General features: G+C 70.2%; 24 protein-coding genes and 1 pseudogene. 10 read left to right on the top strand and 15 right to left on the bottom strand.

Annotated features, from left to right (window positions below; genetic code table 11):
• From RR1_RS08745 to rimP, 4 genes are all read right to left on the bottom strand, one after another.
• The coding region (locus RR1_RS08745) for a translation initiation factor IF-2 N-terminal domain-containing protein (protein WP_174555412.1) at nt 1-396 on the bottom strand (396 nt) is incomplete at its 3' end.
• 114 nt (nt 397-510) lie between these two features.
• Nucleotides 511-828: a YlxR family protein gene (locus RR1_RS08740; protein ID WP_071990746.1), complete on the bottom strand. Its 318-nt coding sequence runs from the start codon at nt 826-828 to the stop codon at nt 511-513.
• 44 nt (nt 829-872) lie between these two features.
• The gene (gene nusA, locus RR1_RS08735; RefSeq protein WP_010838736.1) at nt 873-1,901 is read right to left on the bottom strand and encodes a transcription termination factor NusA; all 1,029 of its coding nucleotides are present in this window, start codon (nt 1,899-1,901) and stop codon (nt 873-875) included.
• Nucleotides 1,898-2,488, bottom strand: coding sequence for a ribosome maturation factor RimP (gene rimP, locus RR1_RS08730; RefSeq protein ID WP_010838735.1), 591 nt, complete (start codon nt 2,486-2,488; stop codon nt 1,898-1,900). The genes nusA and rimP overlap by 4 nt, the downstream gene beginning before the upstream one ends.
• 141 nt (nt 2,489-2,629) lie before the next feature.
• Between rimP and RR1_RS08725 the strand changes: the two genes are divergently transcribed.
• Together RR1_RS08725 and RR1_RS08720 are read left to right on the top strand one after the other, a co-directional pair.
• Nucleotides 2,630-3,130 carry a hypothetical protein gene (locus RR1_RS08725; protein ID WP_010838734.1) on the top strand — a complete coding sequence of 167 codons (501 nt, stop codon included), beginning with the start codon at nt 2,630-2,632 and terminating at the stop codon, nt 3,128-3,130.
• Nucleotides 3,127-3,576, top strand: coding sequence for a ferritin-like domain-containing protein (locus RR1_RS08720; RefSeq protein ID WP_010838733.1), 450 nt, complete (start codon nt 3,127-3,129; stop codon nt 3,574-3,576). Before RR1_RS08725 ends, RR1_RS08720 begins: the two co-directional genes overlap by 4 nt.
• A gap of 27 nt (nt 3,577-3,603) precedes the next feature.
• On the opposite strand, the gene RR1_RS08715 is transcribed toward RR1_RS08720, so the two are convergent.
• Genes RR1_RS08715 through RR1_RS08705 form a run of 3 tightly spaced genes read right to left on the bottom strand, consistent with a single transcriptional unit; the run spans nt 3,604 to nt 6,883 of the window.
• Nucleotides 3,604-4,458, bottom strand: coding sequence for a PhzF family phenazine biosynthesis protein (locus RR1_RS08715; RefSeq protein WP_010838732.1), 855 nt, complete (start codon nt 4,456-4,458; stop codon nt 3,604-3,606).
• Nucleotides 4,455-5,120, bottom strand: a complete 666-nt coding sequence (locus tag RR1_RS08710) for an O-methyltransferase (protein ID WP_010838731.1) — start codon at nt 5,118-5,120, stop codon at nt 4,455-4,457. The genes RR1_RS08715 and RR1_RS08710 overlap by 4 nt, the downstream gene beginning before the upstream one ends.
• The gene (locus tag RR1_RS08705; protein WP_010838730.1) at nt 5,117-6,883 is read right to left on the bottom strand and encodes a proline--tRNA ligase; all 1,767 of its coding nucleotides are present in this window, start codon (nt 6,881-6,883) and stop codon (nt 5,117-5,119) included. The genes RR1_RS08710 and RR1_RS08705 overlap by 4 nt, the downstream gene beginning before the upstream one ends.
• 64 nt (nt 6,884-6,947) lie before the next feature.
• On the opposite strand from RR1_RS08705, the gene yaaA reads away from it, so the two are divergent.
• Both yaaA and RR1_RS08695 read left to right on the top strand, forming a co-directional pair.
• Entirely contained in the window at nt 6,948-7,694 is a 747-nt protein-coding gene (gene yaaA, locus RR1_RS08700) for a peroxide stress protein YaaA (RefSeq protein ID WP_010838729.1), read from the top strand.
• A gap of 100 nt (nt 7,695-7,794) precedes the next feature.
• The gene (locus RR1_RS08695; RefSeq protein WP_040773695.1) at nt 7,795-8,850 is read left to right on the top strand and encodes a zinc-dependent alcohol dehydrogenase family protein; all 1,056 of its coding nucleotides are present in this window, start codon (nt 7,795-7,797) and stop codon (nt 8,848-8,850) included.
• 11 nt (nt 8,851-8,861) lie between these two features.
• On the opposite strand, the gene cobA is transcribed toward RR1_RS08695, so the two are convergent.
• The 3 genes from cobA to mqo all read right to left on the bottom strand — a co-directional run bounded on the left by cobA (nt 8,862) and on the right by mqo (nt 12,154).
• Nucleotides 8,862-10,109, bottom strand: a complete 1,248-nt coding sequence (gene cobA / locus RR1_RS08690; RefSeq protein WP_010838727.1) for a uroporphyrinogen-III C-methyltransferase — start codon at nt 10,107-10,109, stop codon at nt 8,862-8,864.
• A gap of 94 nt (nt 10,110-10,203) precedes the next feature.
• Nucleotides 10,204-10,653 (bottom strand): GNAT family N-acetyltransferase, encoded by a 450-nt coding sequence (locus RR1_RS08685; RefSeq protein ID WP_010838726.1) that lies wholly within the window; start codon nt 10,651-10,653, stop codon nt 10,204-10,206.
• Between the two features lie 34 nt (nt 10,654-10,687).
• The gene (mqo, locus tag RR1_RS08680) at nt 10,688-12,154 is read right to left on the bottom strand and encodes a malate dehydrogenase (quinone) (RefSeq protein ID WP_051111210.1); all 1,467 of its coding nucleotides are present in this window, start codon (nt 12,152-12,154) and stop codon (nt 10,688-10,690) included.
• A gap of 312 nt (nt 12,155-12,466) precedes the next feature.
• Between mqo and RR1_RS08675 the strand changes: the two genes are divergently transcribed.
• Complete coding sequence (locus tag RR1_RS08675) at nt 12,467-13,468, top strand: alpha/beta hydrolase (RefSeq protein ID WP_040773741.1); 1,002 nt, start codon at nt 12,467-12,469, stop codon at nt 13,466-13,468.
• Nucleotides 13,465-14,844, top strand: a pseudogene (locus tag RR1_RS08670) (mycothione reductase). The gene RR1_RS08675 and the pseudogene RR1_RS08670 overlap by 4 nt, the downstream one beginning before the upstream one ends.
• 28 nt (nt 14,845-14,872) lie before the next feature.
• Here RR1_RS08670 and RR1_RS08665 read toward each other — a convergent pair.
• The gene (locus RR1_RS08665) at nt 14,873-15,439 is read right to left on the bottom strand and encodes an alpha/beta fold hydrolase (RefSeq protein ID WP_010838721.1); all 567 of its coding nucleotides are present in this window, start codon (nt 15,437-15,439) and stop codon (nt 14,873-14,875) included.
• A 175-nt stretch (nt 15,440-15,614) separates the two neighbouring features.
• Between RR1_RS08665 and RR1_RS08660 the strand changes: the two genes are divergently transcribed.
• The 3 genes from RR1_RS08660 to RR1_RS08650 are packed head-to-tail and all read left to right on the top strand — an operon-like array spanning nt 15,615 to nt 17,667.
• Entirely contained in the window at nt 15,615-15,986 is a 372-nt protein-coding gene (locus tag RR1_RS08660; RefSeq protein ID WP_081634180.1) for a GntR family transcriptional regulator, read from the top strand.
• Nucleotides 15,983-16,939 carry an ABC transporter ATP-binding protein gene (locus tag RR1_RS08655; RefSeq protein ID WP_143153773.1) on the top strand — a complete coding sequence of 319 codons (957 nt, stop codon included), beginning with the start codon at nt 15,983-15,985 and terminating at the stop codon, nt 16,937-16,939. The genes RR1_RS08660 and RR1_RS08655 overlap by 4 nt, the downstream gene beginning before the upstream one ends.
• Nucleotides 16,936-17,667 carry a hypothetical protein gene (locus tag RR1_RS08650; RefSeq protein WP_010838717.1) on the top strand — a complete coding sequence of 244 codons (732 nt, stop codon included), beginning with the start codon at nt 16,936-16,938 and terminating at the stop codon, nt 17,665-17,667. Before RR1_RS08655 ends, RR1_RS08650 begins: the two co-directional genes overlap by 4 nt.
• A gap of 27 nt (nt 17,668-17,694) precedes the next feature.
• Here the strand turns inward: RR1_RS08650 and map are convergent, their stop codons facing one another.
• Entirely contained in the window at nt 17,695-18,552 is an 858-nt protein-coding gene (gene map, locus RR1_RS08645) for a type I methionyl aminopeptidase (RefSeq protein ID WP_040773690.1), read from the bottom strand.
• 137 nt (nt 18,553-18,689) lie between these two features.
• Here map and RR1_RS08640 point away from each other — a divergent pair, with 137 nt between their 5' ends.
• Entirely contained in the window at nt 18,690-20,168 is a 1,479-nt protein-coding gene (locus RR1_RS08640) for an anion permease (RefSeq protein ID WP_051111206.1), read from the top strand.
• A 55-nt stretch (nt 20,169-20,223) separates the two neighbouring features.
• Here the strand turns inward: RR1_RS08640 and RR1_RS08635 are convergent, their stop codons facing one another.
• The 3 genes from RR1_RS08635 to RR1_RS08625 are packed head-to-tail and all read right to left on the bottom strand — an operon-like array spanning nt 20,224 to nt 23,716.
• Nucleotides 20,224-20,973, bottom strand: a complete 750-nt coding sequence (locus tag RR1_RS08635) for a succinate dehydrogenase/fumarate reductase iron-sulfur subunit (protein ID WP_010838714.1) — start codon at nt 20,971-20,973, stop codon at nt 20,224-20,226.
• Nucleotides 20,974-20,984: 11 nt separating this feature from the next.
• Complete coding sequence (locus RR1_RS08630) at nt 20,985-22,952, bottom strand: fumarate reductase/succinate dehydrogenase flavoprotein subunit (RefSeq protein ID WP_010838713.1); 1,968 nt, start codon at nt 22,950-22,952, stop codon at nt 20,985-20,987.
• Nucleotides 22,949-23,716, bottom strand: a complete 768-nt coding sequence (locus RR1_RS08625) for a succinate dehydrogenase cytochrome b subunit (RefSeq protein ID WP_051111205.1) — start codon at nt 23,714-23,716, stop codon at nt 22,949-22,951. Before RR1_RS08625 ends, RR1_RS08630 begins: the two co-directional genes overlap by 4 nt.
• Nucleotides 23,717-23,840: the final 124 nt, after the last annotated feature.

Below are 23,840 nucleotides of genomic sequence, written 5' to 3'. Positions count from 1 at the left end.
GGGGGCCGCCGGACGCGGGGCCGGCGCCGCGGGCTGCTCCGGAGCCGGCTGCGCTGCGGGGCCGGGGCGCGGGGCCGCCGGCTTGGGTCCGGGTGCCGGAGCCGGGGCCGGGGTGGTCTCCGCAGCGGGTGCTGCGGGGGCCGCCGGTGCCGCGGGCTTCGGGCCGGGCTTGGGTCCCGGCTTCGCGACGACCTTCGCGCCGCCGTTGCCGGGGCCGTCACCCTTCGCGGGCGACGGCGCGTCGAACTTCTCCCGAAGCCGACGTGCGACCGGCGCCTCGACCGTGGACGACGCCGACTTCACGAACTCGCCCTGCTCCTTGAGCGTCGCGAGTAGTTCCTTGCTGGTGACACCGAGTTCTTTCGCCAACTCGTGTACGCGGGCCTTGCCTGCCACTGCTCTCCTCACTGGTGAGGTCGAGCAGGAGGCGCCGCCGTCGTAGGGCGGCTCGTCCCGCGCGACCTCGGGTTATATCCGATGGCCGTTCATCGCTGGTGCTTCACGGTGTGCTCATGAGTGTGTGTGCCTGTCTCTTCGTAGTGTCCTGCCGAGGTCGGACGTGTCGACCGGGCCCGGGACGCGCAGTGCACGCCCGAACGCTCGCCGACGTTCCGCGAGGTCGAGACACTCGGGATCGGGATGCAACCACGCACCCCTGCCGGGCAGTCGACGTCTCGGGTCCGTGACGATGCGAACCTCCGGATCACCGGATTCCGTCCGCTCCGCCACAACCCTCAGCAGGTCGGTGGCCGGCGCCGTGCTGCGGCACCCGATACACGTTCGCTGCGGGAGCGTACGTGCGGGGTCACCGAGTTCGTGCCGAACCATCGTCCACTGTACCGCCGACCCGTTCCGTTCTCCGCATGCGCCCCTCATCCGTGCGCCGGAGCGGCGTCTCCGCCGGGCTCCGGGCTCGCCGCGTCGCTGCGGATGTCGATCCGCCATTGCGTCAGGCGGGCGGCCAGTCGGGCGTTCTGCCCTTCCTTGCCGATCGCGAGCGAGAGCTGGTAATCGGGCACGACGACGCGGGCGGCCCGCTGGTCGGGATCGACCACCGTCACGGAGACGACCTTGGACGGCGAGAGCGCGTTGCCGACGAACGTCGCCGGGTCCTCGTCCCAGTCGATGATGTCGATCTTCTCGCCCGACAGCTCGCTCATGACGTTGCGGACGCGCTGGCCCATCGGGCCGATGCACGCGCCCTTGGCGTTGAGCCCGGGAACGGTGGAGGTCACCGCGATCTTCGAGCGGTGACCCGCCTCGCGCGCGACGGCGACGATCTCGACGGACTCGTCCGCGATCTCGGGGACCTCGAGCGCGAACAGCTTGCGGACGAGGCCCGGGTGCGTACGCGACAGCGTGATCTGCGTGCCGCGCTGCCCGCGGCTGACGCCGACGACGTAGCACTTGACGCGATCGCCGTGCTCGTACTTCTCGCCCGGCACCTGCTCCGACGGCGGGAGCACGCCGTCGATCCCGTTGGCGTCGCTGCCGATCCGCACGACGACGGTGCCGCGTGCGTTCAGGCGCGCATCGCGCTGCACGACGCCACCGACGATCTCGCCCTCGTGCGCCACGAACTCGCCGAACGTCCGCTCGTTCTCGGCGTCGCGCAGCCGCTGCAGGATGACCTGGCGCGCTGTCGTCGCCGCGACACGGCCGAAGCCCTCGGGGGTGTCGTCCCACTCCTCGCCGAGGATCTCACCGCCCTCGTCGACCTCGTGCGCCATCACGCGCACGACGCCCGTCTTGGTGTCCACGTCGATCCGCGCGTGCTGCTGATGACCGGGGGTGTGCCGGTACGCCGTGAGCAGCGCGGTCTCGATCGTCGAGATGACGGTCTCGACGGAGATTCCCTTCTCCGCCTCGATCGCGCGCAGCGCTGCGATGTCGATATTCACTTGTCGGGACCTTCCTCTTCTTCCTCGGTGAACTCGCCGGTCTCGGTGAGCTCGTCGATCTCCCCCGCTGCGGCACGTCCGTCGGGCAGCCCTCCCGCGAGCTCGAGCTCGCGGGCGTCGGGCGTCCTGAACTCGACCTCGACGACGGCAGTGGTCACGTCGTCGAGCGCGATGCGGCGCACCTGCGGCTGCGGGCGCCCGGGCAGCACGACCTCGACGGTGCCGTCGTCGCCGAGTCTTCCGACGCGCGCGAGGAGAACCTCGTCCGGCAACGTGATGCGCGCCCGGCGGCCACGCGCCCGGCGCCAGTGGCGTTCGTGCGTCAGCGGGCGGTCGATTCCGGGCGAGGTCACCTCGAGGGTGTACGGGGACTCGCCGAAATCCGAGACGGAATCGAAGACGGCCGAGATCTCCCGGCTGAGGCCCGCGACGTCGTCGAGGCCGAGTCCCGCATCACCGTCGACGAGGATGCGCACGGCGCTGTGCTTGCCGGCGAGTGTCACGACGACGTCCTCGAGGTCGTATCCGTGACGAGCGACGACGTCGGCGACGAGCTCGCTGATCCTCTCCTTGGACGGGACCGGCATCGGTGGGCTCCTCGTTTCAGTTGTCCGGGTGTGACAGTCGTCGGGCGTGACGCAGCAACCATCGATCCTACCGTGTCGTCGGCGCACTTCGGACCGGTGTGCCGAGGCCGTTCGGGGCCGCTCTGCTGGCAGGATGGCGGCGTGACCGTCACCTCGCCCCGTCGCTTCACGCGCCGCGCCGCACTCCGGGCAGCCGCGATCGCGACCGGCGCGTTCGCGCTCGTCCCGACGCTCGCGTCGTGTGCCGACGACGCGCCGCCCGAACCGGATCCGCTCTCGCCGCTCGCGGCTCGCGCCCGCGCGGATGCGCAGGCAGCGGCCGCCGCCGTCGCTCTCGCGCCCGACCGCGCCGCCGCGCTCACCGTCGTCGCCGAGCAGCGCACCGAGCACGCGGACGCGCTCGACGCCGAGATCGCCCGCGCGCTCGGCCGGTACGAGGACGGCACGATCCCCGAGACGGCGCCGACACCCGAGCCGACTCCCCCCGCGCCGCCCACGAGCCTCGACGAGATCCGCGACCGCCTGCGCGAGGCGGCCCGCGAGGCCGCGGACACCGCACGCACCCAGGACGGTCACCGCGCGGGGCTGCTCGCCTCGATCGCGGCGGCCTGCCGCACCCACGTGGAGGTTCAACTGCCGTGACCGCACCCACCGGCGAACGACCGGACTCCGGCGCCCTCCTCGACGCGCTCGCAGCGGAGCACGGCGCCGTCTTCGCGTACGGGATCGCGGGAGCGTTCGCGAACCCGGACCGTGCCGGCGCGATCGACGCGGACCTCGCCGCGCACCGCGCGACGCGCGACGCGACGATCGACCTCGCCCGCGAACTCGGCCTCGACCCGCCTCCGGCCGCGGCGGGCTACACGATGCCGATCGAGGTGACCGATCCGATCTCGGCGGCACGTCTGGCGGAGCAGGTCGAGGCGGACTGCGCGCAGGCATGGCGTGCGACCGCCGAGGCGGCGAGCGACGAGCGGGTGCGGACGGTCGCGATCGACGTGCTGGCCGAGACCGCGGTGCGGCGCTCGCGCTGGCGCGTCGTGCTGGGCGACGCTCCGGCGACGGTGGCGTTCCCCGGACAGCCCTGAGCCGGCCACGGACAACCCTGAGCCCGCTCAGCCGAGCGGCAGGCCGACGGTTCCGTCGACGACGGTCACGGTCGTGCCGCCGATCCACAACTCCCCGGCATCCGGCGTCACCGTGATGCGCCCGCCACGGCCGAGGGCGGTGCCCTGCCGGGCCGTGTACGCGCCGTCGACGACGCCCGAATCGGTGAGCCACCGGGCGAATCCGGCGTTGGCGCTGCCTGTCACGGGATCTTCGAGCACACCGGCGTCGGGGATGAACGCGCGGATCTCGACGTGCGCGGGGTCGTTGCCCGGATGCTGCCCGGCGACGGTCACCGCGAGGCCGGCCAGCGCCCCGGCGACGGGCCGGAGTCCCAGCACGGTGTCCGCGGAGTCGAGCAGGACGCCGAGCCATCCCGGCCCGTTGTCGATCCAGCGCATCGCCCGCACCCGGCCGGGGTCGACGGCGAGCGCGGCGAGGACTCGCTCTCGCGTCGCGTCGTCGACGTCCTCGTAACGCCGCAGCGGCGGCGCGGCGAACGCGAGATCGGTGTCGGCCGTGCGCACCGGGACGACGCCGACGCCGCATTCCTGCGCGACGACGCCGGGGGCCGCCGGCGTGCCGCCGCGCCGCAGCCACGCGTGTGCGGAGCCCAGCGTCGGATGCCCGGCGAACGGCAGCTCGACGGCGGGAGTGAAGATCCGGACGCGGTAGTCGGCGGCCGGATCGGTGGGACGGCACAGGAACGTCGTCTCGGACAGGTTCGTCCACGACGCGAACCGCAGCATCTGCTCGGTGGTCAGGTCGTCGGCGTCGTGGACGACGGCGACGGGATTGCCGGGCAGTCCCCATGCACCGAAGACGTCGACCTGGGAGAAGGGGTACTCGCGCACCGCGCTCATCCTTCCGTGACGAGAGCGAGTGCGAAACCGTCCCAGCCCTTGCCGCCGACGGTCTGCATCGCGGTGGCGTCGAGCCGCGGATCGCGCGCGAAGAGGTCGAGGACGTCGCGGCTCGCACGGACGGCGTCGTCGTCGAGGTCGGGATTCGACACGCCACCGCCCCGCACGACGTTGTCGACGACGATCACGGTCCCGGGATGCGAGAAGCGCAGCGCCTCGAGGACGTAGTTCGAGTTGTTCACCTTGTCCGCGTCGATGAACACGAGATCGAACGGCGGGGTGCCGGGATCGAGCGACCGCAAGGTGTCCAGGGCGGATCCGATGCGGACCTCGACGCGCTCCCCCACTCCCGCGAGATCGAGGTTCGCCGCCGCGACGGCGGCGTGCCGCGGCTCGTACTCGAGGGTGAGGACGTGACCGTCCTCGCCGACGGCGCGCGCGAGCCAGATCGTGCTGTACCCGCCGAGCGTCCCCACCTCGAGCACGCGGCGCGCACCGATCGCCCGGGCGAGCAGCGACAGGAGCTTGCCCTGCAGGGGCGAGACGTCGATCGGCGGCAGCCCGGCGTCGTGGTTCGCGGCCAGCGCGGACGCGAGTGCCGGGTCGTCCCCGACGAGGGTGCGTGCCAGATAGTCGTCGGTCTCGTCCCAGCTGTCCGTCATGACGCCGATTGTGCCCGCCCGCCGCGCACCGCGCCGACGATCTCGCCGACCGCGTCGCCCGCCGGCACCTCACGGGCCTCGCCCGAGAACCGATCGCGCACCTCGACGACGCCGTCGGCCCAGCCGCGGCCGACGACGACGATCGTCGGCACACCGATCAACTCGGCGTCCTTGAACTTGACGCCGGGCGACGCCTTGCGGTCGTCGAGCAGGACCTCGATGCCCGCGGCGTCGAGGTCGGCGGCGAGCGCCTCGGCTCCCGCACGCGCCGCCTCGTCCTTGTTCGCGATCACGAGATGCACGTCGGCGGGCGCGATCTCGGCGGGCCAGCGCAGTCCCTTGTCGTCGTGCTGCTGTTCGGCGACGACCGCGACGAGCCGCGACACACCGACGCCGTACGAGCCCATCGTGGGGCGCACGGGCTTGCCGTTCTCGCCGAGGACGTCGACCTCGAACGCGTCGGTGTACTTGCGGCCGAGCTGGAAGACGTGGCCGATCTCGATGCCGCGCGCGGCCACGAGCGTCCCGGCGCCGTCGGGTGACGGGTCGCCTTCGCGCACCTCGGCCGCCTCGATCACGCCGTCCGGCACGAAGTCGCGGCCCGCAACGAGATCGACGACGTGCTTGCCGTGCGCGTCGGCACCGGTGATCCACGCGGTGCCCTCGACGACTCGGGGATCGACGAGATACCGAACCCCGTTCGCCTGCAGCCCCTTCGGGCCGATGTATCCCTTGACGAGGAACGGGTTCGCGGCGAAATCGGCCTCGTCGAGCAGCGCGAACTCGGCAGGTTCGAGCGATGCCTCCAGCCGCTTGGCGTCGACCTCGCGGTCGCCGGGAAGACCGATCGCGAGCAGTTCCCACTCGCCGCCCGGGGCGCGGACCTTGCCGACGACGTTCTTGAGTGTGTCGGCGGCGGTCACGGTGCGGCCGAGATCGGCGCCGTTCGCCCACTCCACCAGCGTCGCGATCGTGGGGGTGTCGGGGGTGTCGTGCACGACGGCCTCGGGAAGCCCGTCGACGGGAACGGCCTCCGGGACGACGGTCGTCACGGCCTCGACGTTCGCGGCGTAGCCCGACTCCGTGCTCCGCACGTAGGTGTCCTCGCCGACCTCGGAGACCGCGAGGAACTCCTCGGACGCGCTACCACCCATCGCGCCGGACGTCGCCGAGACGATGACGTACTCGACGTCGAGGCGGCGGAAGATGCGCTCGTAGGCGTCCCGATGCGCCCGGTACGACTGCGCGAGGCCGTCGTCGGTGAGATCGAACGAGTACGAGTCCTTCATGACGAACTCGCGGCCGCGGAGGATGCCGGCGCGGGGCCGTTCCTCGTCGCGGTACTTCGTCTGGATCTGATAGAGCGTGACCGGGAAGTCCTTGTACGAGTTGTACTCGCCCTTCACGGTGAGGGCGAACAGTTCCTCGTGGGTCGGGCCCAGCAGGTAGTCGGCCCCCTTGCGGTCCTCGAGCCGGAACAGCGCGTCGCCGTACTCGGTCCAGCGGTTCGTCGCCTCGTACGGCTCGCGCGGCAGCAGTGCGGGCAGCGCGATCTCCTGCGCGCCGAACGAGTTCATCTCCTCGCGCACGACCCGCTCGATCTGCCGCAGCACCCGCAGCCCCAGCGGCAGCCACGAGTAGACGCCGGGCGCGACGCGGCGCACGTAGCCGGCACGCACGAGCAGTTTGTGGCTGGGCACCTCGGCGTCGGCGGGATCGTCGCGCAGCGTGCGCAGGAACAGGTGGGACATGCGGGTGATCACAGTCGGCCAGGATAGTCGGGCGGCGCGCCGTCGTGCCCGGCGGTCGCCGGTAGACTCCGGCCTCGTGCTGGTGCTGCTTCCCCCGTCCGAGACGAAGTCCGACGGCGGCGACGACGCGCCGCTCGATCTCGCCGAACTCGCGATGCCCGAACTCACCGAGACCCGCGAGATGCTCGTGAACGCCCTCGTCGCTCTCGCCGACGACCCCGAGGCGTCGGCGGCGGCCCTCGGTCTCGGCGTCTCGCAGCACGACGAGATCGCCCGCAACGCGAAGCTGTGGGTCTCCCCCACGCGCCCGGCACTCGACCGCTACACCGGTGTCCTGTTCGACGCGCTCGATGCGCGCTCCTTCACGAAGACGCAGCGCGCGAAGGCGTACGCACGGCTCGCCGTCGGCTCCGCGCTCTTCGGCGCGACGCGCGCAGGAGATGCCGTACCCGCGTACCGGCTCTCGGGCGGCTCGAAACTCCCCGGCCTGGGCACGCTCCGGTCGGTGTGGCGGAACGAGCTGAGCGAAGCCCTCGTCCGCGAGGCCGGCGGCGAACTCGTCGTCGATCTGCGATCGGGCGCCTACCTTCAGCTCGGCCGCGTCCCGGGCGCCGTCACGGCGACGGTCCTCACCGAGAAGCCCGACGGCTCACGGTCGGTCGTCTCGCACTTCAACAAGCACCACAAGGGGCTGCTGGCGCGCGCGCTCACCGTCACCCGCGCGGAACCGGCCGACATCGACGGCCTCGCTCGCGTCGCCTCGAAGGCGGGCCTGCGCGTCGAGACACCCGACGAGACGCAGTTGGTCGTCATCACGTCCTGAGCGCTCGCCGCGAATCCCTCCGCCGCGGCGGGCCCGTGTGTTGTCATCGAATCGACGCCGGTTGCGGCGACGGGCAACCGGCCCCACCCTGGAGGTCGGCATGAAGGCACTCGTGTTCTACGGTCCCGGCGAGAAGTCGTGGGAGGACGTTCCCGACCCCACGATCGTCCGCCCGACCGACGCGATCGTGAAGATCGAGACGACGACGATCTGCGGCACCGATCTGCACATCCTCAAAGGCGATGTCCCGGCGGTGACCGACGGACGCGTGCTCGGTCACGAAGGCGTCGGCATCATCACCGAGATCGGTTCGGCGGTCACGGATCTCGCGGTCGGCGACCGCGTCATCATCTCGTGCATCTCGTCGTGCGGGAAGTGTTCGTACTGCAAGAAGGGCGTGTACTCGCACTGCCTCGCCGACGAGGGTGCGTCCGGTATCGGCTGGATCTTCGGCCATCTGATCGACGGCACTCAAGCCGAGTACGTGCGCGTGCCCTTCGCGGAGACCTCGCTCTATCGCGTTCCCGACGGCGTCTCCTCCGAGGACGCCACCCTCATCAGCGACATCCTCCCGACCGGACACGAGATGGGTGTCCGGTACGGCGCGGTGAGCCCCGGCGACGTCGTCGCGGTCATCGGCGCCGGCCCGGTCGGCCTCGCCGCGATGGCGACGGCGGGTCTGTACGGACCGAGCCGGATCGTGGCTCTCGACCTCGACGCCAACCGGGTCGAGCAGGCAGCGCGGTTCGGCGCCACGGACGGCATCGTGTCGTCGGATCCGAACTGGAAGGATCGGGTGCTCGCACTCACCGACGGGCTCGGCGTCGACGTCGCGATCGAGGCGGTCGGCGTTCCCGCGACATGGGACATGGCGCTCGATCTGGTGCGTCCCGCCGGGCACGTCGCGAACGTCGGCGTGCACGGCAAGCCCGTCGAGTTCCCGCTCGACCGCATGTGGATCGACAACATCACCGTCACGACGGGTCTCGTCAACACCGACACGACGCCGATGCTCATCAAACTCCTGGCGCAGGACAAGATCGCGGCCCAGCCGTTCATCAGTCACCGGTTCGAGCTGGGCGACATCCTCGACGCGTACGAGACTTTCTCGCGCGCCGCCGAGACCAGGGCACTGAAGGTGATCCTGAACGCCTGACGGGACGTGTGTCAGCGCTCCTGGGCGGTACGAGTGGACTCGGCCCGCCCGGCGAGCGCCGCGACGTCGCCGATCACGACGATCGCGGGCGGGCGCACGTCCTCGGCGATCGCCCGCTGGGCGATGTCGGCGAGCGTGCCGCGGACCGTCCGTTGCGTCCTCAGCGTGCCGTCCTGCACGATCGCGACCGGAGTTCCCGGTGCCCGCCCGCCCGCGACGAGGACGTCGGCGAAGAGCCCGAGCCGCTCGACGGCCATGAGCAGCACGATCGTCCCCCGCAGGCGCGCGAGCGCGTCCCAGTCGACGAGCGAGTCGGGGTGATCCGGCGCGAGGTGACCGCTGACGACGACGAACTCGTGCGTCACGCCGCGGTGCGTCACGGGGATGTCCGCGGCGGACGGGACCGAGATCGCGCTCGTGATGCCGGGTACGACGGTCACGGGGATCCCGGCTGCGGCGAGGGCCTCGACCTCCTCGAAGCCGCGGCCGAAGACGTACGGGTCGCCGCCCTTGAGCCGGACGACGAACCTGCCCGCCCGGGCGCGGTCGATCAGGACGTCGTTGATCGCGTCCTGCGCCATGGCCCGGCCGTAGGGGATCTTCGCGGCGTCGATCACCTCGACCTCGGGGCCGAGTTCCGCGAGCAGCGATGCCGGCGCGAGTCGATCGGCGACGACGACGTCGGCCTGGCCGAGCAGCCGGCGTCCCCGCACCGTGACCAGGTCGGCGTCGCCGGGGCCGCCGCCGACGAGGGCGACGCCCGTGGGGCGCTGGTGCGGGGTGTCGGTGACGGTGCCCGACTGGAGTGCATCGACGATGCCGGTACGGACCGCCGCCGACCTCCGGTGGTCGCCACCCGCGAGTACTCCGACGCTCATGCCGTCCCACTCCGCGCTCGCGGGCGTGACCGCGGTCCCCTTGCGGGCCGAGTCGGCGCGGACGCAGAACACGCGGTGTGCTTCGGCCTCGGCGACGACGGTCGCGTTCGTCTCGGGCTCGTCGGTGCACGCGATCGCGTACCACGCGCCGTCGAGGTCGCCGCGGCGATAGTCGCGGACCTCGAGGGTGATCCGGCCCGCGGTCGCGAGTGCCTCGACGGCGGGCGTCGCCTCACGCGCGACGACGTGCACCGCCGCCCCCGAGTCGACGAGCAGTCCGAGGCGCCGCGCGGCGACCGATCCGCCGCCGACCACGACCACCTTGCGACCGGCCAGGTCGAGGCCGACCAGGTAGTGGGATTCGCCGTCCCGAGCTTGCACTCCCCTGACCTTCCGTTCGGATGACACGTGCAGCGGCGGCGTCGCGATGCGATGCCGTCGCGACGACTCTACGACCCCTCCGCCACGGCTCCGGTCAGGGGCGGCGCATCGGCACGTGCGGGATGCCGTCCTCCACGAACTCCTCGCCGTCGGCGACGAACCCGTGCTTGCCGTACATGTCGACGAGATAGGTCTGCGCGTTGATGCGGCAGGTGGCGTCGCCGACCTCGGCGAGGGCGGCACGCAGCAGCCGCGTGGTGTGGCCCTTGCCGCGCGCCGATCGCTCGGTGCACAGCCGGCCGATGCGGTACGTCGTGACGCCGTCCACGTTCTCTTCGAGGAGCCGCAGCGTGCACACGACACGGCCGTCCTGTTCGAGCCAGAAGTGCCGGGTGTCCGACAGCAGATCGCGGCCGTCGAGCTCGGGGTACGCACACGCCTGCTCGACGACGAACACCTCGACCCGCAACGAGAGCAGTGCGTAGAGGGTCGAGGTGTCCAGGTCGAGTGCCCAGGCGCGTTTGAGTGCCGCAGTAGCCGTCATGGGAGCTGACTATGGCACAGGACGCGAGCCGAGGTCAGACGGCGACGACGTCGCCGGGCTCGTCGGCGGCGCGCTCGCTGCCGAGCTCGAGAACCGACGAACTCCAGTTCCAGACCTGCTCGAACAGAGCCGGATCGTTCGAGAGCTTGACGCCGAGCGACGGCACCATCTCGGCGAGCGTGGGACGCCAGGACTCGAACTCGCGCGGGAAGCAGCGCTCGAGCACGTCGAGCATCGCCGGGACCGCGGTGGACGCGCCGGGCGAGGCGCCGAGCAGACCCGCGATCGTGCCGTCCTCGGAGTTGATGACGGCGGTACCGAACTCGAGCACGCCGCTGCGCCCCTTCGGGCGGATGACCTGCACGCGCTGGCCCGCGACGATGAGCTCCCAGTCCTTGCCGATCGCCTGCGGGACGAACTCCTTGAGGTCCTCGATGCGGCCGAACTCGCTCTTGGTGAGCTCGCTGACGAGGTACTTCACGAGGCCCATCTCGCTCATGCCGACGCCGAGCATCGACGCGAGGTTGCCGGGCTTGACCGAGCCGGGCAGATCCGTGATGCGGCCCTCCTTGAGGAACTTCGGCGACCAGCCCGCGTACGGGCCGAACAGCAGCCCGGGACGGTGCTTGATGACGCGGGTGTCGAGGTGCGGCACCGACATCGGGGGCGCGCCGACGGCGGCCTTGCCGTACACCTTCGCGCTGTGCTGGGCGACGAGTTCGGGATTGGTGCAGCGCAGGAACGCGCCGCTGACCGGGAAGCCGCCGAAGCCCTTGGCCTCCTTGATCCCGGCCTTCTGCAGCAGCGGCAGGGCGCCACCGCCCGCACCGACGAACACGAACCGCGAGTGCACCTTCTTGCGCTCGCCCGTCCGGCGATTGCGGACCTTGACGATCCAGCTGCCGTCGGACTGCTTGTCGAGATCGGTGACCTCGTGACCGAAGTGGACGTCGCCACCCGATGCGCCGACGTACCCGAGCAGCTGGCGGCTCAGCGCACCGAAGTCGACGTCGGTGCCGTCCTGGCTCCAGTTGAGCGCGATCGGGTCGGCGAAGTCGCGGCCCTTCGCCATGAGCGGAAGCCGGTTCGAGAACTCGGCGGGGTCGTCGATGTACTCCATACCCGCGAACAGCGGATTGTCGACGAGCGCCTCGTAGCGGGCGCGCAGGTACTGCTGGTTCTTCTCGCCGTGCACGAACGCGACGTGCGGGATCGGATTGATGAACTCGCGCGGCGCCTCGAGGATGCCGTGCTCGATCGCGTGCGACCAGAACTGGCGCGAGACCTGGAACTGCTCGTTGACGTTGACGGCCTTCGTGGTGTCGACCGTGCCATCGGGCTGCTGCGGCGTGTAGTTGAGCTCGCAGAGCGCGGAGTGACCGGTACCCGCGTTGTTCCACGGGTCGCTGCTCTCCGCCGCGGCCGCGTCGAGTCGCTCGAAGACGGTGACGGACCAGTCCGGGGCGACCTGACGCAGGATCGCACCGAGGGTGGCGCTCATGATGCCGGCGCCGACGAGCACTACGTCGGACTTCGTCTCTACCGCGTTTCGATCAGACACTGGAGAATCGACTTCCTGTCACTGTTGCCGGGTGGCCGCGAACTTCGGGGCGCGTCCTTCCGGTCACCGTCTGCGGACCCGCTGGTGCGGAATCGGGCAACAGGTTACCCGGACGATCCCGCGGCTCCGTGTCCGCCCACGTTGGCCCCGCGCGCGTTCGCACGCTCGTCCCACCATTGTGCTCCCCGTTCCGCAGGCCGAACGTCCCACCCTCTTGTGATTGTGGCTACCTTGAAGCATGTGACCGGTGTGATGGAGTCCGATGCGCGAGCACGGTGGCGGCCCGACGTCCTCGGCGACGGCTACGAGCAACTGACGATCGAGTTGGGTCCCGATCCCGACGGCGAGGGCGAGAACGTCGCGACGCTCGTGCGGTATCAGCCCTCGGGCGCATCGCACGACCGCGCCGTCCTGTACGTGCACGGGTTCACCGACTACTTCTTCCAACGCCACGTCGCGGAGCACTTCCACGAACAGGGCTATGCGTTCTACGCACTCGACCTGCACAAATGCGGTCGCTCTCGCCGCGAGGGTCAGACTCCGCACTTCGCGACGGATCTGCGCGACTACGACGCCGAGATCGACCGCGCGCTCGCGCTCGCGCGCAGCGAGATCGGCGGCGGACCGGTACTTCTCGCCGCGCACTCGACGGGCGGGCTGATCCTGCCGCTGTGGCTCGACGCACACCGGCGGCGCGGCACCGAGGACCTCGGTGTGATGGGGCTGGTTCTCAACAGCCCGTGGTTCGACCTGCAGGGACCAGCGGTGCTCCGCTCGTTCGGAACCGCACTCGTCGACGTCGTCGGACGCGTGTCCGGTCACACGACGATCCCGCTCGCCTCGCTCGACGCGTACGGCGCGAGCCTGCACGTCGAGCGGCGCGGCGAGTGGACGTACGACCTCGAGTGGAAGCCGCTCACCGGCTTCCCGGTGCGCTTCGGATGGCTGCGCGCCGTACGGCGGGCGCACGCCCGGCTGCACCGCGGACTCGACATCGGAGTGCCGGCACTCGTGCTGCGCTCGACGAAATCCTACGGCCGCGATCCCGACGTCGCCGATCTCGTGCTGGACGTACGGCAGATCGCCCGCTGGGCCGGGTGCCTCGGCGATCGCACGACGATCGTGCCGATCGACGGCGCCCGTCACGACGTGTTCCTCTCGCGCGAGGAACCGCGCCGCCGCGCCTTCGCGGAGGTCGACCGGTGGCTCGCCGAGATCGACGAGTACGCCGCTCCGGCGGAGCCGCGCCCGTGACGCGCCGCTTCGATGTCGCGGTGATCGGATCGGGATCGGGAAACACCCTGATCGACCGGCGTTTTCGTGATCGCGACGTCGCGCTGATCGAGTCGGGCGTGTTCGGCGGGACGTGCCTCAACGTGGGCTGCATCCCCACCAAGATGTTCGTGCACGGCGCCGACGTCGCGCGCACCGTCCGGTCGGCCGCGAGGTTCGGGGTGGACGCGACCGTCGAGGGCGTGCGCTGGCCCGACGTGATCGCGCGGGTCTTCGGGCGGGTCGATCCGCTCTCGGAGAACGGTGAGCGGCACCGGATCGAACGCAGCGACCACGTCACGCTGCTGCGCGGTCACGCGCGGTTCGTCGGCGACCGCGAACTCGCCCTCGACTCGGGCGAACGGATCTCCGCCGATCAGGTGATCGTCGCAGCGGGATCGCGTCCGGTGGTGCCGGACGTCGTCACGGAATCCGGCGTCCCGTTCCACACCAGCGACACCGTCATGCGGATCCCCGCGCTTCCCGAGCGGCTGATCGTGATCGGTGGCGGAGCGATCGCAGCCGAGTTCGCGCACGTGTTCTCCGCGCTCGGCAGCGACGTGCACGTCGTCGCCCGCGGCCCGGCGCTGCTGCGCAGCCTCGACGCCGACATCTCGGCGAGATTCGCGCAGGGCGCGCACTCACGCTGGAACGTCCACACCGACGCGACGGTCACCCACGTCACCGGCGACGACGCCGGGTCCGTCACCGTGACGCTCGACTCGGGCGAGGCGATCACGGGCGACACCCTGCTCGTCGCGACGGGACGGGTGTCCAACGCCGACCGGCTGGGCGCCGCGGCGGGCGGAATCGACGTGACCGAGGACGGCCTCGTCGCGGTGGACGAGTTCCAGCGCACGAGCGCGCCGGGCGTGTGGGCGCTCGGCGACGTCTCGTCGCCGCACTAGCTCAAGCACATCGCCAACCGGCAGGCCCGCGTCGTCGCCGAGAACGTCCTGCACGGGACGTGGTCGGACCCTGCGACGCTCGTCGCGAGCGACGAGCGGTTCGTCCCGGCGGCGGTGTTCACGGATCCGCAGATCGCGAGTGTGGGGCTCACCGAGGCGGACGCGCGCCGCGACCACGACGTCACCGTCGGTGTGCGCGAGTACCGCGACGTCGCCTACGGCTGGGCGCTCGAGGACGAGAGCGGCTTCTGCAAGGTCGTCGCGGATCGTGCGACGGGGACGCTCCTGGGCGCGCACATCCTCGGACCCGAGGCCCCGACGCTGATCCAGCCGCTCGTGCAGGCGATGACGTTCGGCCTCGGTGCGCGGGAGATGGCGCGCGGCCAGTACTGGATCCACCCCGCGCTCACCGAGGTCGTCGAGAACGCACTCCTCGATCTCGACCTCTGAGTATCTCGACCTCTGAGCTAGCGCGCCGTCACCACGGTGACGTGCGCAGCGTGATCTCCGTCGCGAGTTCGGCCGCGGCGTCGCGCGGCACCTGCGCGACGGGCGCGAGTTCGACCATCCGGAAGTCGGCGTAGACGAAGCGTCCGCTCCCCCGCGCTTCGGGCGCGCGGTCGGGCTGCGAGACGAGGACCGTCGTCGGCAATTCGACCGGCGGGCAGGCGGCATCGCGGACGAGACCGCCGCGGTCGGGTACCGCCGGGTGACCGCGGTCGGCGACGACGAGGCTCGCGAAGCGCCCGAACTGGGTCGCCGCGACCGCCCATGCGAGTTCGGCGCCGCCGTCGATGCCGACGAGGTTGACCCACCCGATCTCGAGGGCGTCGAGCAGGCCCATGAGGGTCGTGCGGTCGAGGGCCGCCGGATCCTGCGGGACGATCGTCCGCAACGCCGAATTGTGCAGTCGCTCGCACACTGTCGTGAACGAGTCCGGTTCGTGTCCCGTGTCGCCGAGCAGCATCACGGTGTGCGTGGTCTCGGGTCCACCGACCACGACCGGGATCTGTTCGCCACCCACCGACACCCGTGTCGTCTCCATATCCCAGAACCTACGCGATCGGACGCGGTTGCGGACGACACCGCATCGGTTCTATGGTTGGTTACATGAGTAACGAACCGATGCACTGGGTCGGCGAACGGGACGTCGTCGGCGGACGGGTGGCGCCGTGACGCTTCCCGACAACGGCAAGCCGCTGTTCGTCCAGGTCGCCGAGATGATCGAGAACTCGATCATCGACGGATCACTGCCCGAGGAGGGCCAGGCGCCGTCGACGAACGAACTCGCGGCGTTCCATCGCATCAACCCGGCCACCGCCGCCAAAGGGCTCGGCCAGCTCGTGTCCGACGGAATCCTCTACAAGAGAAGGGGAATCGGAATGTTCGTCGCCACCGGCGCACGCGAGATGTTGCGTGGCCGTCGCCGCGAGAACTTCGCACGCCAGTACCTCGATCCGCTCGTCACCGAGGCCGACAAGCTCGGCATCGGCGTCGACGAACTCGCCGCGATGATCGGCGGCTACCGGCACGCACACGCCCCCAGCCCCACCGAACAGACCAGCCCCACCGAATGGAAGGAAGCACGATGAGCGCCGCCACGCTCCCCCGGAGCACCCCGACCCACCACGACGGCACGGTCCACCACGACGGCACGGTCGTGTCCGTGCGCGGACTCACCAAGCGGTTCGGAGACTTCACCGCCGTCGATGACGCGACGTTCGATCTTCGCGCCGATCGCATCTACGGGATGCTGGGCCGCAACGGCGCCGGCAAGTCCACGCTCATGCAGATGCTCACCGGCCAGATGTTCCCCACGTCGGGTGACGTCGAGGTCTTCGGTGCGGCGCCGGCCGAGAACCGGGACGTCCTCGCGAACGTCGTGTTCGTCAAGGAGAGCCAGTCGTATCCCTTCGACTTCAGCGTGGAGTGCGTGCTCGAGAACGCCTCCCGATTCCTGCAGAACTGGGACGCCGACTACGCGGACGAGCTGCTCCGCGAGTTCGAGCTGCCACGCAAGCGCAGGGTCAAGAAGCTCTCGCGCGGTATGACGTCGGCGCTCGGCGTCGTCGTCGGGCTCGCGTCCCGCGCTCCGCTCACGGTCTTCGACGAGCCCTACCTCGGCCTCGATGCCGTTGCCCGCCAGCGCTTCTACGATCATCTGCTGGCCGACTACGCGGAACATCCACGCACGGTCGTGCTCTCGACCCACCTCATCGACGAAGTCGCCGACCTCATCGAGCACATCGTGCTCCTCGACCACGGACGCGTGGTGATCGACGAGACGACCGAGGATCTGCGCCGGGCCGCCTGGCTGGCGAGCGGACCCGCCACCGCCGTCGACACGCTCGCGGCCGGCATGCGCGAGCTGCGGCGCGAGACGCTCGGTACGCAGGCGCGCGTCGCACTGCAGGGTGAGCCGAGCGACGAGGAGCGCGCCGCCGCGTCGCGCGCCGGCGTCGTCCTCGAGCCGTTGCCGCTCCAGCAGTACGTGATCGATCTCGCCGCGGGCACGCACGGCCCGAACCGAAAGGAATCCCGATGACCACGACCCAGATCTCCCCGGCGCACGTACCCGCCGCCGCGCGAGTGGCCCAGGTCGCCCGCGTCCACACGAAGCCGCTCGCGGGCCTGCTGTGGTGGCCGCTCGGGATCGGTGCGGCCGCGTTCGCCATCGCCTACGCCATCATCGCCCTGGTCGACGCCCCGCAGGAGGCGAACTTCACCGGCGGTGTGTCGGCGGTGTTCTTCTCGGTCCTCGGCTTCTACATCGTGTCGATCACGCAGACGTTCCCGTTCGCGGTCGGCCTCGGCGTCACCCGGCGCGACTTCTTCGCGTCCATCCTGCTCGTCGGCGCGGGGCAGGTCCTCGTCCTCAGCGCACTCCTGTTCGGCCTCGCCCTCGTCGAGCGCGCCACGGACGGCTTCGGCCTGAACATGCTCGCCTTCGACATCGGCTCGGTGTTCACGTCCAGCGAGTGGGTGCAGTTCGCGTGCATCGCATCGCTGTTCGTGTTCGGCAACGGGATCGGACTGCTGCTGGGCGCGATCCAGTTCCGCTACCGCATGACGGGGATCTACGTGGTCGGCACCGCGGTGCTGGTCGCACTCGGCGCCCTCGCGGTCCTCGTCACCTGGGCAGGCTGGTGGGGCGACATCGGATCGTGGTTCGTCTCGGTCCCGGTCGCCGTCCCGATGGTCGTCATGCCGCTGGCCGTCGGACTCGCAGCGATAGCCGGCGCGTGGGCGCTGCTGCGCCGCGCAACGGTCTGAGTTCGCAGTCACCCGCGACCGGCGTGGTCACGGCAGCGTCAGCACCTCGGCACCGGTGTCGGTGACGACGAGAGTGTGCTCGAACTGCGCCGACCACTTCCGGTCGCGGGTGACGACGGTCCAGCCGTCGTCCCACATGTCCCAGTCGACGGTGCCGAGGTCGATCATCGGCTCGATCGTGAAGACCATGCCCGGCTCGATGACGGTGTCGACGCTCGGCTCGTCGTAGTGCAGGATCACGAGGCCGTTGTGGAAGGTCTCGCCGATCCCGTGGCCCGTGAAGTCGCGGACGACGCCGTAGCCGAACCGATTCGCGTACGCCTCGATGACGCGGCCGATCACGTTGAGCGCCCGGCCGGGCCGGACCGCCTTGATCGCACGCTCGGTGGCCGCGCGGGTGCGGTCGACGAGCAGGCGCACCTCCTCGGCGACGTCGCCCGCGAGGAAGGTCGCGTTGGTGTCGCCGTGCACGCCGTCGATGTAGGCGGTGACGTCGATGTTCACGATGTCACCGTCCTGCACGACCGTGGAGTCTGGGATGCCGTGGCAGATCACCTCGTTGAGCGAGGTGCAGCACGACTTCGGGAAACCCTTGTAGCCCAGGGTGCTCGGATAGGCGCCGTGATCGATCATGAACTCGTGCGCGATGCGGTCGAGTTCGTCCGTCGTGACGCCCGGCGCGACGGCCTTGCCGGCCTCGGCGAGCGCGCCCGCGGCGATCCGGCTCGCGACCCGCATCTTCTCGATGGTCTCGGGAGTCTGCACCCACGGTTCGTGACCCTCGTTCGCAGTCGCCTTCCACGCGTACTCCGGCGCCTCGATCGACGACGGGACGGGACGGACGGGCGAGACGGTACCGGGGACCAACGGAGCGCGTGTGGACATGCATCCAGGGTATGCCCCGCGGCCGAGCGGGCGCACACACCGGTCGTCGCAGCTTTTCCGCCGAACCCCCACGGAGTCTCGCGCACCTGTACCAGAATCGCTGGTGACGCGAGAACAGCGCCGCGAGCGGAGGATTGATGAGCAATTCCGGCGGCCCGCCGAACGTACACGGTACCGAGCCCGCGACCGACGAGCACCCGCACCACCACATGAATCCGATGTGGTGGCGCGCGGGCGTCCCCGTCCTGGTGGCCCTGATCGTCTTCTTCCTGCCCACTCCCGACGGCGTGCAGGACGGCGGGATGCACATGCTGGCGATCTTCGTCGGCACGATCCTCGGGCTCATCCTGCAGCCGCTGCCGACCGGATCGGTCGCCCTCGTCGGGCTCGCGGTCGCCATGATCACGCAGGCCATGACGACGCAGGAGGCCCTCGCCGGGTTCTCCAACAGCACGATCTGGCTCATCGTCGCGGCGTTCTTCATCGCCGAGGGATTCATCGTCACGGGACTCGGTACCCGGATCGCGCTGCTGTTCGTCCGCCGTATCGGGACGTCGAGCCTCGGGCTGTCGTACGGCATGGCGGTCACCGATCTCGTTCTCGCTCCGGCGACTCCGTCGAACACCGCACGTGCGGGCGGCGTCGTGTACCCGATCATCCGGTCGCTTTCCGAACTCGAGAACTCGACACCGGAGAGCGACGAATCCCGCAAGCGTCTCGGCTCCTACATGCTGCTGACGGCGATGCAGGTCAACGTCGTCACGTCCGCGATGTTCGTGACGGCGATGGCGGGCAACCCACTCGCTCAGGACGCGGCCCGTGGCCTGGGAGTCGACATCTCGTGGGGCAAATGGGCGCTCTCGGCACTGGTTCCGGGAATCGTGAGCCTGATCGCCGTGCCGTGGGTGATGTCCAAGATCTACCCGCCGACCGTGAAGAAGACGCCGGGCGCACCGGACATGGCGCGCGAGAAGCTCCGCGAGGCGGGGAAGATGAAGCGCCCCGAGTGGATCATGGCCGGGACCTTCGTGCTGCTGCTGGTGCTGTGGATATTCGGCGATCAGCTGAACGTCGGCGCCACGACGACGGCGTTCGTGGGCATTGCGATCCTGTTGGTGACGGGTGTGCTGCGCTGGAGCAATCTGGTGTCGGACAAGGGCGCGTGGCAGACGCTGGTGTTCTTCGCGGTGCTCGTCTCGATGGCCGATCAACTCAAGAACCTCGGGGTGATCGACTGGATCGGCAACGGCGTCGCGTCGGGTGTCGACGGCATGCCGTGGCTCGCGTCGTTCGCGATCCTCACGCTCGTCTACTTCTACGTGCACTACCTGTTCGCGTCGAACACCGCCCAGATCGTCGCGATGTACGCCGTCTTCCTCGGTGCCGCGATCGCGACCGGTGCGCCGCCGATCTTCTCGGCCCTCGTCTTCGGCTACATCGGCAACCTCTTCGGCGGCCTCGCCCACTACTCGTCCGGCCCCGCCGGTGTCATGTACGGCTCCGGGTACATCAAGACCAGCGAGTGGTTCCGCATCGGCTTCCTGATGTCGATCGTGCTCATCGCGATCTGGACCATCGTCGGCGGTGCGTGGATGAAGCTGCTCGGCGACTGGTGAGTGCGCGGGCCGCGCGCGGCCGCGTCGTTCAGCGGGGTGCCGACGCGGCGCCGTCTCAATCGGCTTTTCTGCGGAATCCGAAGCGCAGCGACTCGCGCCCCACTGCGGAGATGGCGTCGAGCGGAATGCCCGCGGGACACACCGTGGCACATTCTCCGAACGTCGAGCACGGACCGAAGTCCTCCTCCATCTGCCCGGTGATCGCTTTCGCGCGCCTGCCGCGCTCCTGCTTGCCCTGCGTGAGGGTCGCGAGGTGCACGAGCTTGGATCCCGTGAACAGATGCGCGGATCCGTTGGGGCACGCGGCGACACACGCACCGCAGCCGATGCACGCCGCATAGTCGAGCGCCTTCTCGGCCTCGTCGTGCGGCAGCGGCTGGGAGTCGGCGTCCGGTGCGGTACCCGCGTCGACGGCGACGTGCCCGCCCGCCTCGATCACGCGGTCGAGGGCGGAGCGATCGACCACGAGGTCCCGGACGACCGGAAACGCGTTGGAGCGGAACGGTTCTATCCGCATCGACCCGCCGTCCGGGAAGTGCCGCAGATGCTGCCGGCACGACGGCGTGTTGGGGGTCGGACCGTGCGGCCTGCCGTCGACGGTGATTCCGCACGTGCCGCAGACTCCTTCGCGGCAGTCGGAGTCGAACGCGATGGGGTCGCGCCCGTCGTCGACGAGATGGTCGTTGAGGACGTCGAGCATGTCGAGCAACGACATCTCGGGGGTCGCGTCGTCGAGCGAATACGTCTCGAATCTGCCGCGATCGTCCGGTCCGTCCTGGCGCCACGCTTCGATCGTGATCTTCATCGTGTCCGTCCTCAGCGGTAGTTGCGTGTCTGCAGCGGAACTGCCGCGAACGACAACGGCTCTCGGTGACGGATCCGGCTCCCGTCGGGCGTCGTCTCCCAGGCCGACGCGAACGCGAAATGCTCGTCGTCACGCACGGCTTCGCCGTCGGCGGTCTGGTGCTCGAGCCGGAAGTGCGCACCGCACGACTCGTCGCGGTCGAGCGCGTCGACACACATCAGCTCGGCGAGTTCGAGGAAGTCGGCGACGCGGCCCGCCCGTTCGAGTTCCTGGTTGAACTCCGCACCGGTCCCCTGCACCCGGACGTCGGACCAGAACTCCTCGCGCAGCGCCCTGATCCGCTCGATCGCATCGGTGAGCGTCTCGGCGCTGCGCGCGACACCGCAGCCCGCGTACAGGATCTCGCCGAGCCGCCGATGGAAACGATCGGGCCCCGTCCTGCCACCGACCGACAGCAGCCGGTCCACGCGATCGCGCACCGCGTTCGCGGTGTCGACGACGGCCGGGTCGTCGAGCGGCAGCACCGGCGATCCGATGTGGGGCGCGAGGAAGTTCGGGATCGAGTAGGGAAGCGTGAACCACCCGTCCACGCACGCCGACAGCAGCGAGTTCGCGCCGAGCCGATTCGCGCCGTGATAGTCCCAGCCGACCTCGCCGCCGACGAAGAGCCCGGGGATGTTGGACATCTGGTCGAAGTCCGACCACAGCCCGCCCATCGTGAAGTGCGCCGCGGGCGCGATCCGCATCGGCTGCGTGTACGGATCCTCGCCCGTCGCATCGCGATACATCGCGAACAGGTTGCCGTAGCGCTCGGCGATCACATCCTTGCCGAGCCGCCCGATCGCGTCCGCGAAGTCGAGATACACGCTGTTGTGCAGGGGCCCGACGCCGTGACCGCTGTCGATCTGCTCCTTCGCCGCACGGGACGCGACGTCGCGAGGCGTGAGATTGCCGAACGCCGGATACTTGCGCTCCAGGTAGTAGTCGCGCTCGGCCTCGGGGATGTCGCCGGGCGCGCGATCGTCGCCCGCCTTGCGCGGCACCCAGATTCGGCCGTCGTTGCGGAGCGACTCGCTCATGAGCGTCGTCTTCGACTGCCACGGCGCGCTCACCGGCAGCGCGGTGGGATGGAACTGGACGAAGGACGGCGACGCCAGCAGCGCACCTCGGCGGTGGGCACGCCACGACGCCGTCGCGTTGCAGTTCCGCGCGAGCGTCGACTGGAAGTAGACGGTGCCGTAGCCGCCCGTCGCGAGCACCACCGCGTGCGCCGTCTGCGCACCGATCTCGCCGGTCACGAGATCGCGGACGATCACTCCCTGCGCGCGTCCGTCCGCGACGACGAGATCGAGCATCTCGTGGCGCGTGTGCAGCGTCACGGAGCCCCGAGCGACCTGCCGCAGCAACGCCTGTGACGCCGCGACCTGCAACTGCTGGCCGGTCTGCCCGCGCGTGTAGTAGGTGCGGGAGACCTGGACGCCGCCGAAGCTGCGCGTCGCGAGCTGACCGCCGTACTCGCGCGCGAACGGAGCGCCGATCGCATCGAGATGATCGATGACCCGCACCGATTCCTCCGCGAGCCGGAAGGCATCGGCTTCGCGGGCACGGAAATCGCCGCCCTTGACGGTGTCGACGACGAACCGGTGCAGCGAATCGTTGTCCACCTTGCGGGCACGCGCCGCGTTGATCCCGCCCTGTGCAGCGACGCTGTGCGCGCGGCGGGGGGCGTCGTGATACGTGAACGAGTGGACGTCGTAGCCGAGTTCGCCGAGCGCCGCCGCGCAGCCCGACCCCGCGAGGCCCGTTCCGACGACGATGACCGAGAACTTTCGCCGGTTGAGCGGACTGATCAGCTTGTAGGAGTCCTTCCGCCGCTGCCACGCCGTCGCCGGATCGCCGTCCGGCACGCCCGAGGAGACGTCGTCGCCCAGCGACCGCAGGCCGTCGAGGTCGATCGCGGCATCCGCAGGACTGCTCATGACACCACTCCCGTCAGGACGGCGATCGGAATCGAGACGTTGCCGACGGTCACCGCGACGGCGACGACGCCCGCGATCACCGCCCCGCACTGGCGGAGCCGCCGGCCGGTGCCACCGAGATCGTGCACGACACTCCAGATCCCGTGGACGAGATGCATCCCCAGCAGGAGCATCACGACGATGTAGAAGACGGCGACCGGCCATCGCTCGAAGCTCGCCACGAGATTGCCGTAGGCGTGCGAGGTCTCCCGTGTCGTGTCGACGAACTCGCTGCTCGCGACCGGCGACGTCCCCGTCGTGAGATCGAGGATGTGGAAGACGACGAAGGCGAGCAAGACGATTCCGGTCACGAGCATCGTCCGGGCGGGCAGCGTCCGGACCCCCAGCCCTGCCCGCCTGTGCGGGCCGCGGGCGGCGCGGGCGCGGCGGGTCAGCAGGAACGCCGCGACGACGTGCGCGATCAGCGACGCCAGCAGGACGATCCGGAGAATCCACAGCACGCCGCTGTACGGGACGAGCGGCTGGAGCAGGGTGCGCAGCCAGTGCGCGTAGTGGTCGAACTCGTCCTGGCCGAAGTAGACCTTGAGGTTCCCGATCATGTGCACGAACACGAAGCCCGCGAACGCGATCCCCGTGAGGGCCATCGTCGTCTTGAGCGTGATGTCGCTCGGCCGCCGCCGATGCGTGCGCGGCGCTATCCGGTCCGCACGTGGCGGACGGGGGGCGGCCGCCGATCCCGAATCCCGGGTGGGTGCGCTCACCATCGACCTCCCTGCTCGTCGAAATCGAGCGTAGGACATCGAACCGGCACCCGCGTGCAGTTCGTGAAAGAGCCCACACGAGCGCGAAACTCGCTGCCGGGACGCGAGTTCAGGCAGTCCGGGCGCG

Source organism: Rhodococcus rhodnii NBRC 100604 (assembly GCF_001894925.1).
In the GTDB taxonomy this organism is placed as follows: domain Bacteria; phylum Actinomycetota; class Actinomycetes; order Mycobacteriales; family Mycobacteriaceae; genus Rhodococcus_F; species Rhodococcus_F rhodnii.
This window is presented reverse-complemented; position numbering and strand designations above follow the sequence as displayed.

Excerpts from the sequence above, each read along its gene's own strand:
- RR1_RS08710 (WP_010838731.1), bottom strand. The coding sequence starts at position 5,120 with ATGACGGACAGCTGGGACGAGACCGACGACTATCTGGCACGCACCCTC.
- RR1_RS08650 (WP_010838717.1), top strand. The coding sequence starts at position 16,936 with ATGACCACGACCCAGATCTCCCCGGCGCACGTACCCGCCGCCGCGCGA.
- mqo (WP_051111210.1), bottom strand. The coding sequence starts at position 12,154 with ATGAGCGCCACCCTCGGTGCGATCCTGCGTCAGGTCGCCCCGGACTGG.
- RR1_RS08740 (WP_071990746.1), bottom strand. The coding sequence starts at position 828 with ATGGTTCGGCACGAACTCGGTGACCCCGCACGTACGCTCCCGCAGCGA.
- RR1_RS08665 (WP_010838721.1), bottom strand. The coding sequence starts at position 15,439 with ATGGAGACGACACGGGTGTCGGTGGGTGGCGAACAGATCCCGGTCGTG.
- RR1_RS08630 (WP_010838713.1), bottom strand. The coding sequence starts at position 22,952 with ATGAGCAGTCCTGCGGATGCCGCGATCGACCTCGACGGCCTGCGGTCG.
- RR1_RS08715 (WP_010838732.1), bottom strand. The coding sequence starts at position 4,458 with ATGAGCGCGGTGCGCGAGTACCCCTTCTCCCAGGTCGACGTCTTCGGT.
- RR1_RS08640 (WP_051111206.1), top strand. The coding sequence starts at position 18,690 with ATGAGCAATTCCGGCGGCCCGCCGAACGTACACGGTACCGAGCCCGCG.
- RR1_RS08695 (WP_040773695.1), top strand. The coding sequence starts at position 7,795 with ATGAAGGCACTCGTGTTCTACGGTCCCGGCGAGAAGTCGTGGGAGGAC.
- RR1_RS08660 (WP_081634180.1), top strand. The coding sequence starts at position 15,615 with ATGATCGAGAACTCGATCATCGACGGATCACTGCCCGAGGAGGGCCAG.
- RR1_RS08655 (WP_143153773.1), top strand. The coding sequence starts at position 15,983 with ATGAGCGCCGCCACGCTCCCCCGGAGCACCCCGACCCACCACGACGGC.
- RR1_RS08675 (WP_040773741.1), top strand. The coding sequence starts at position 12,467 with ATGGAGTCCGATGCGCGAGCACGGTGGCGGCCCGACGTCCTCGGCGAC.
- RR1_RS08625 (WP_051111205.1), bottom strand. The coding sequence starts at position 23,716 with ATGGTGAGCGCACCCACCCGGGATTCGGGATCGGCGGCCGCCCCCCGT.
- RR1_RS08635 (WP_010838714.1), bottom strand. The coding sequence starts at position 20,973 with ATGAAGATCACGATCGAAGCGTGGCGCCAGGACGGACCGGACGATCGC.
- map (WP_040773690.1), bottom strand. The coding sequence starts at position 18,552 with ATGTCCACACGCGCTCCGTTGGTCCCCGGTACCGTCTCGCCCGTCCGT.
- rimP (WP_010838735.1), bottom strand. The coding sequence starts at position 2,488 with ATGCCGGTCCCGTCCAAGGAGAGGATCAGCGAGCTCGTCGCCGACGTC.
- RR1_RS08685 (WP_010838726.1), bottom strand. The coding sequence starts at position 10,653 with ATGACGGCTACTGCGGCACTCAAACGCGCCTGGGCACTCGACCTGGAC.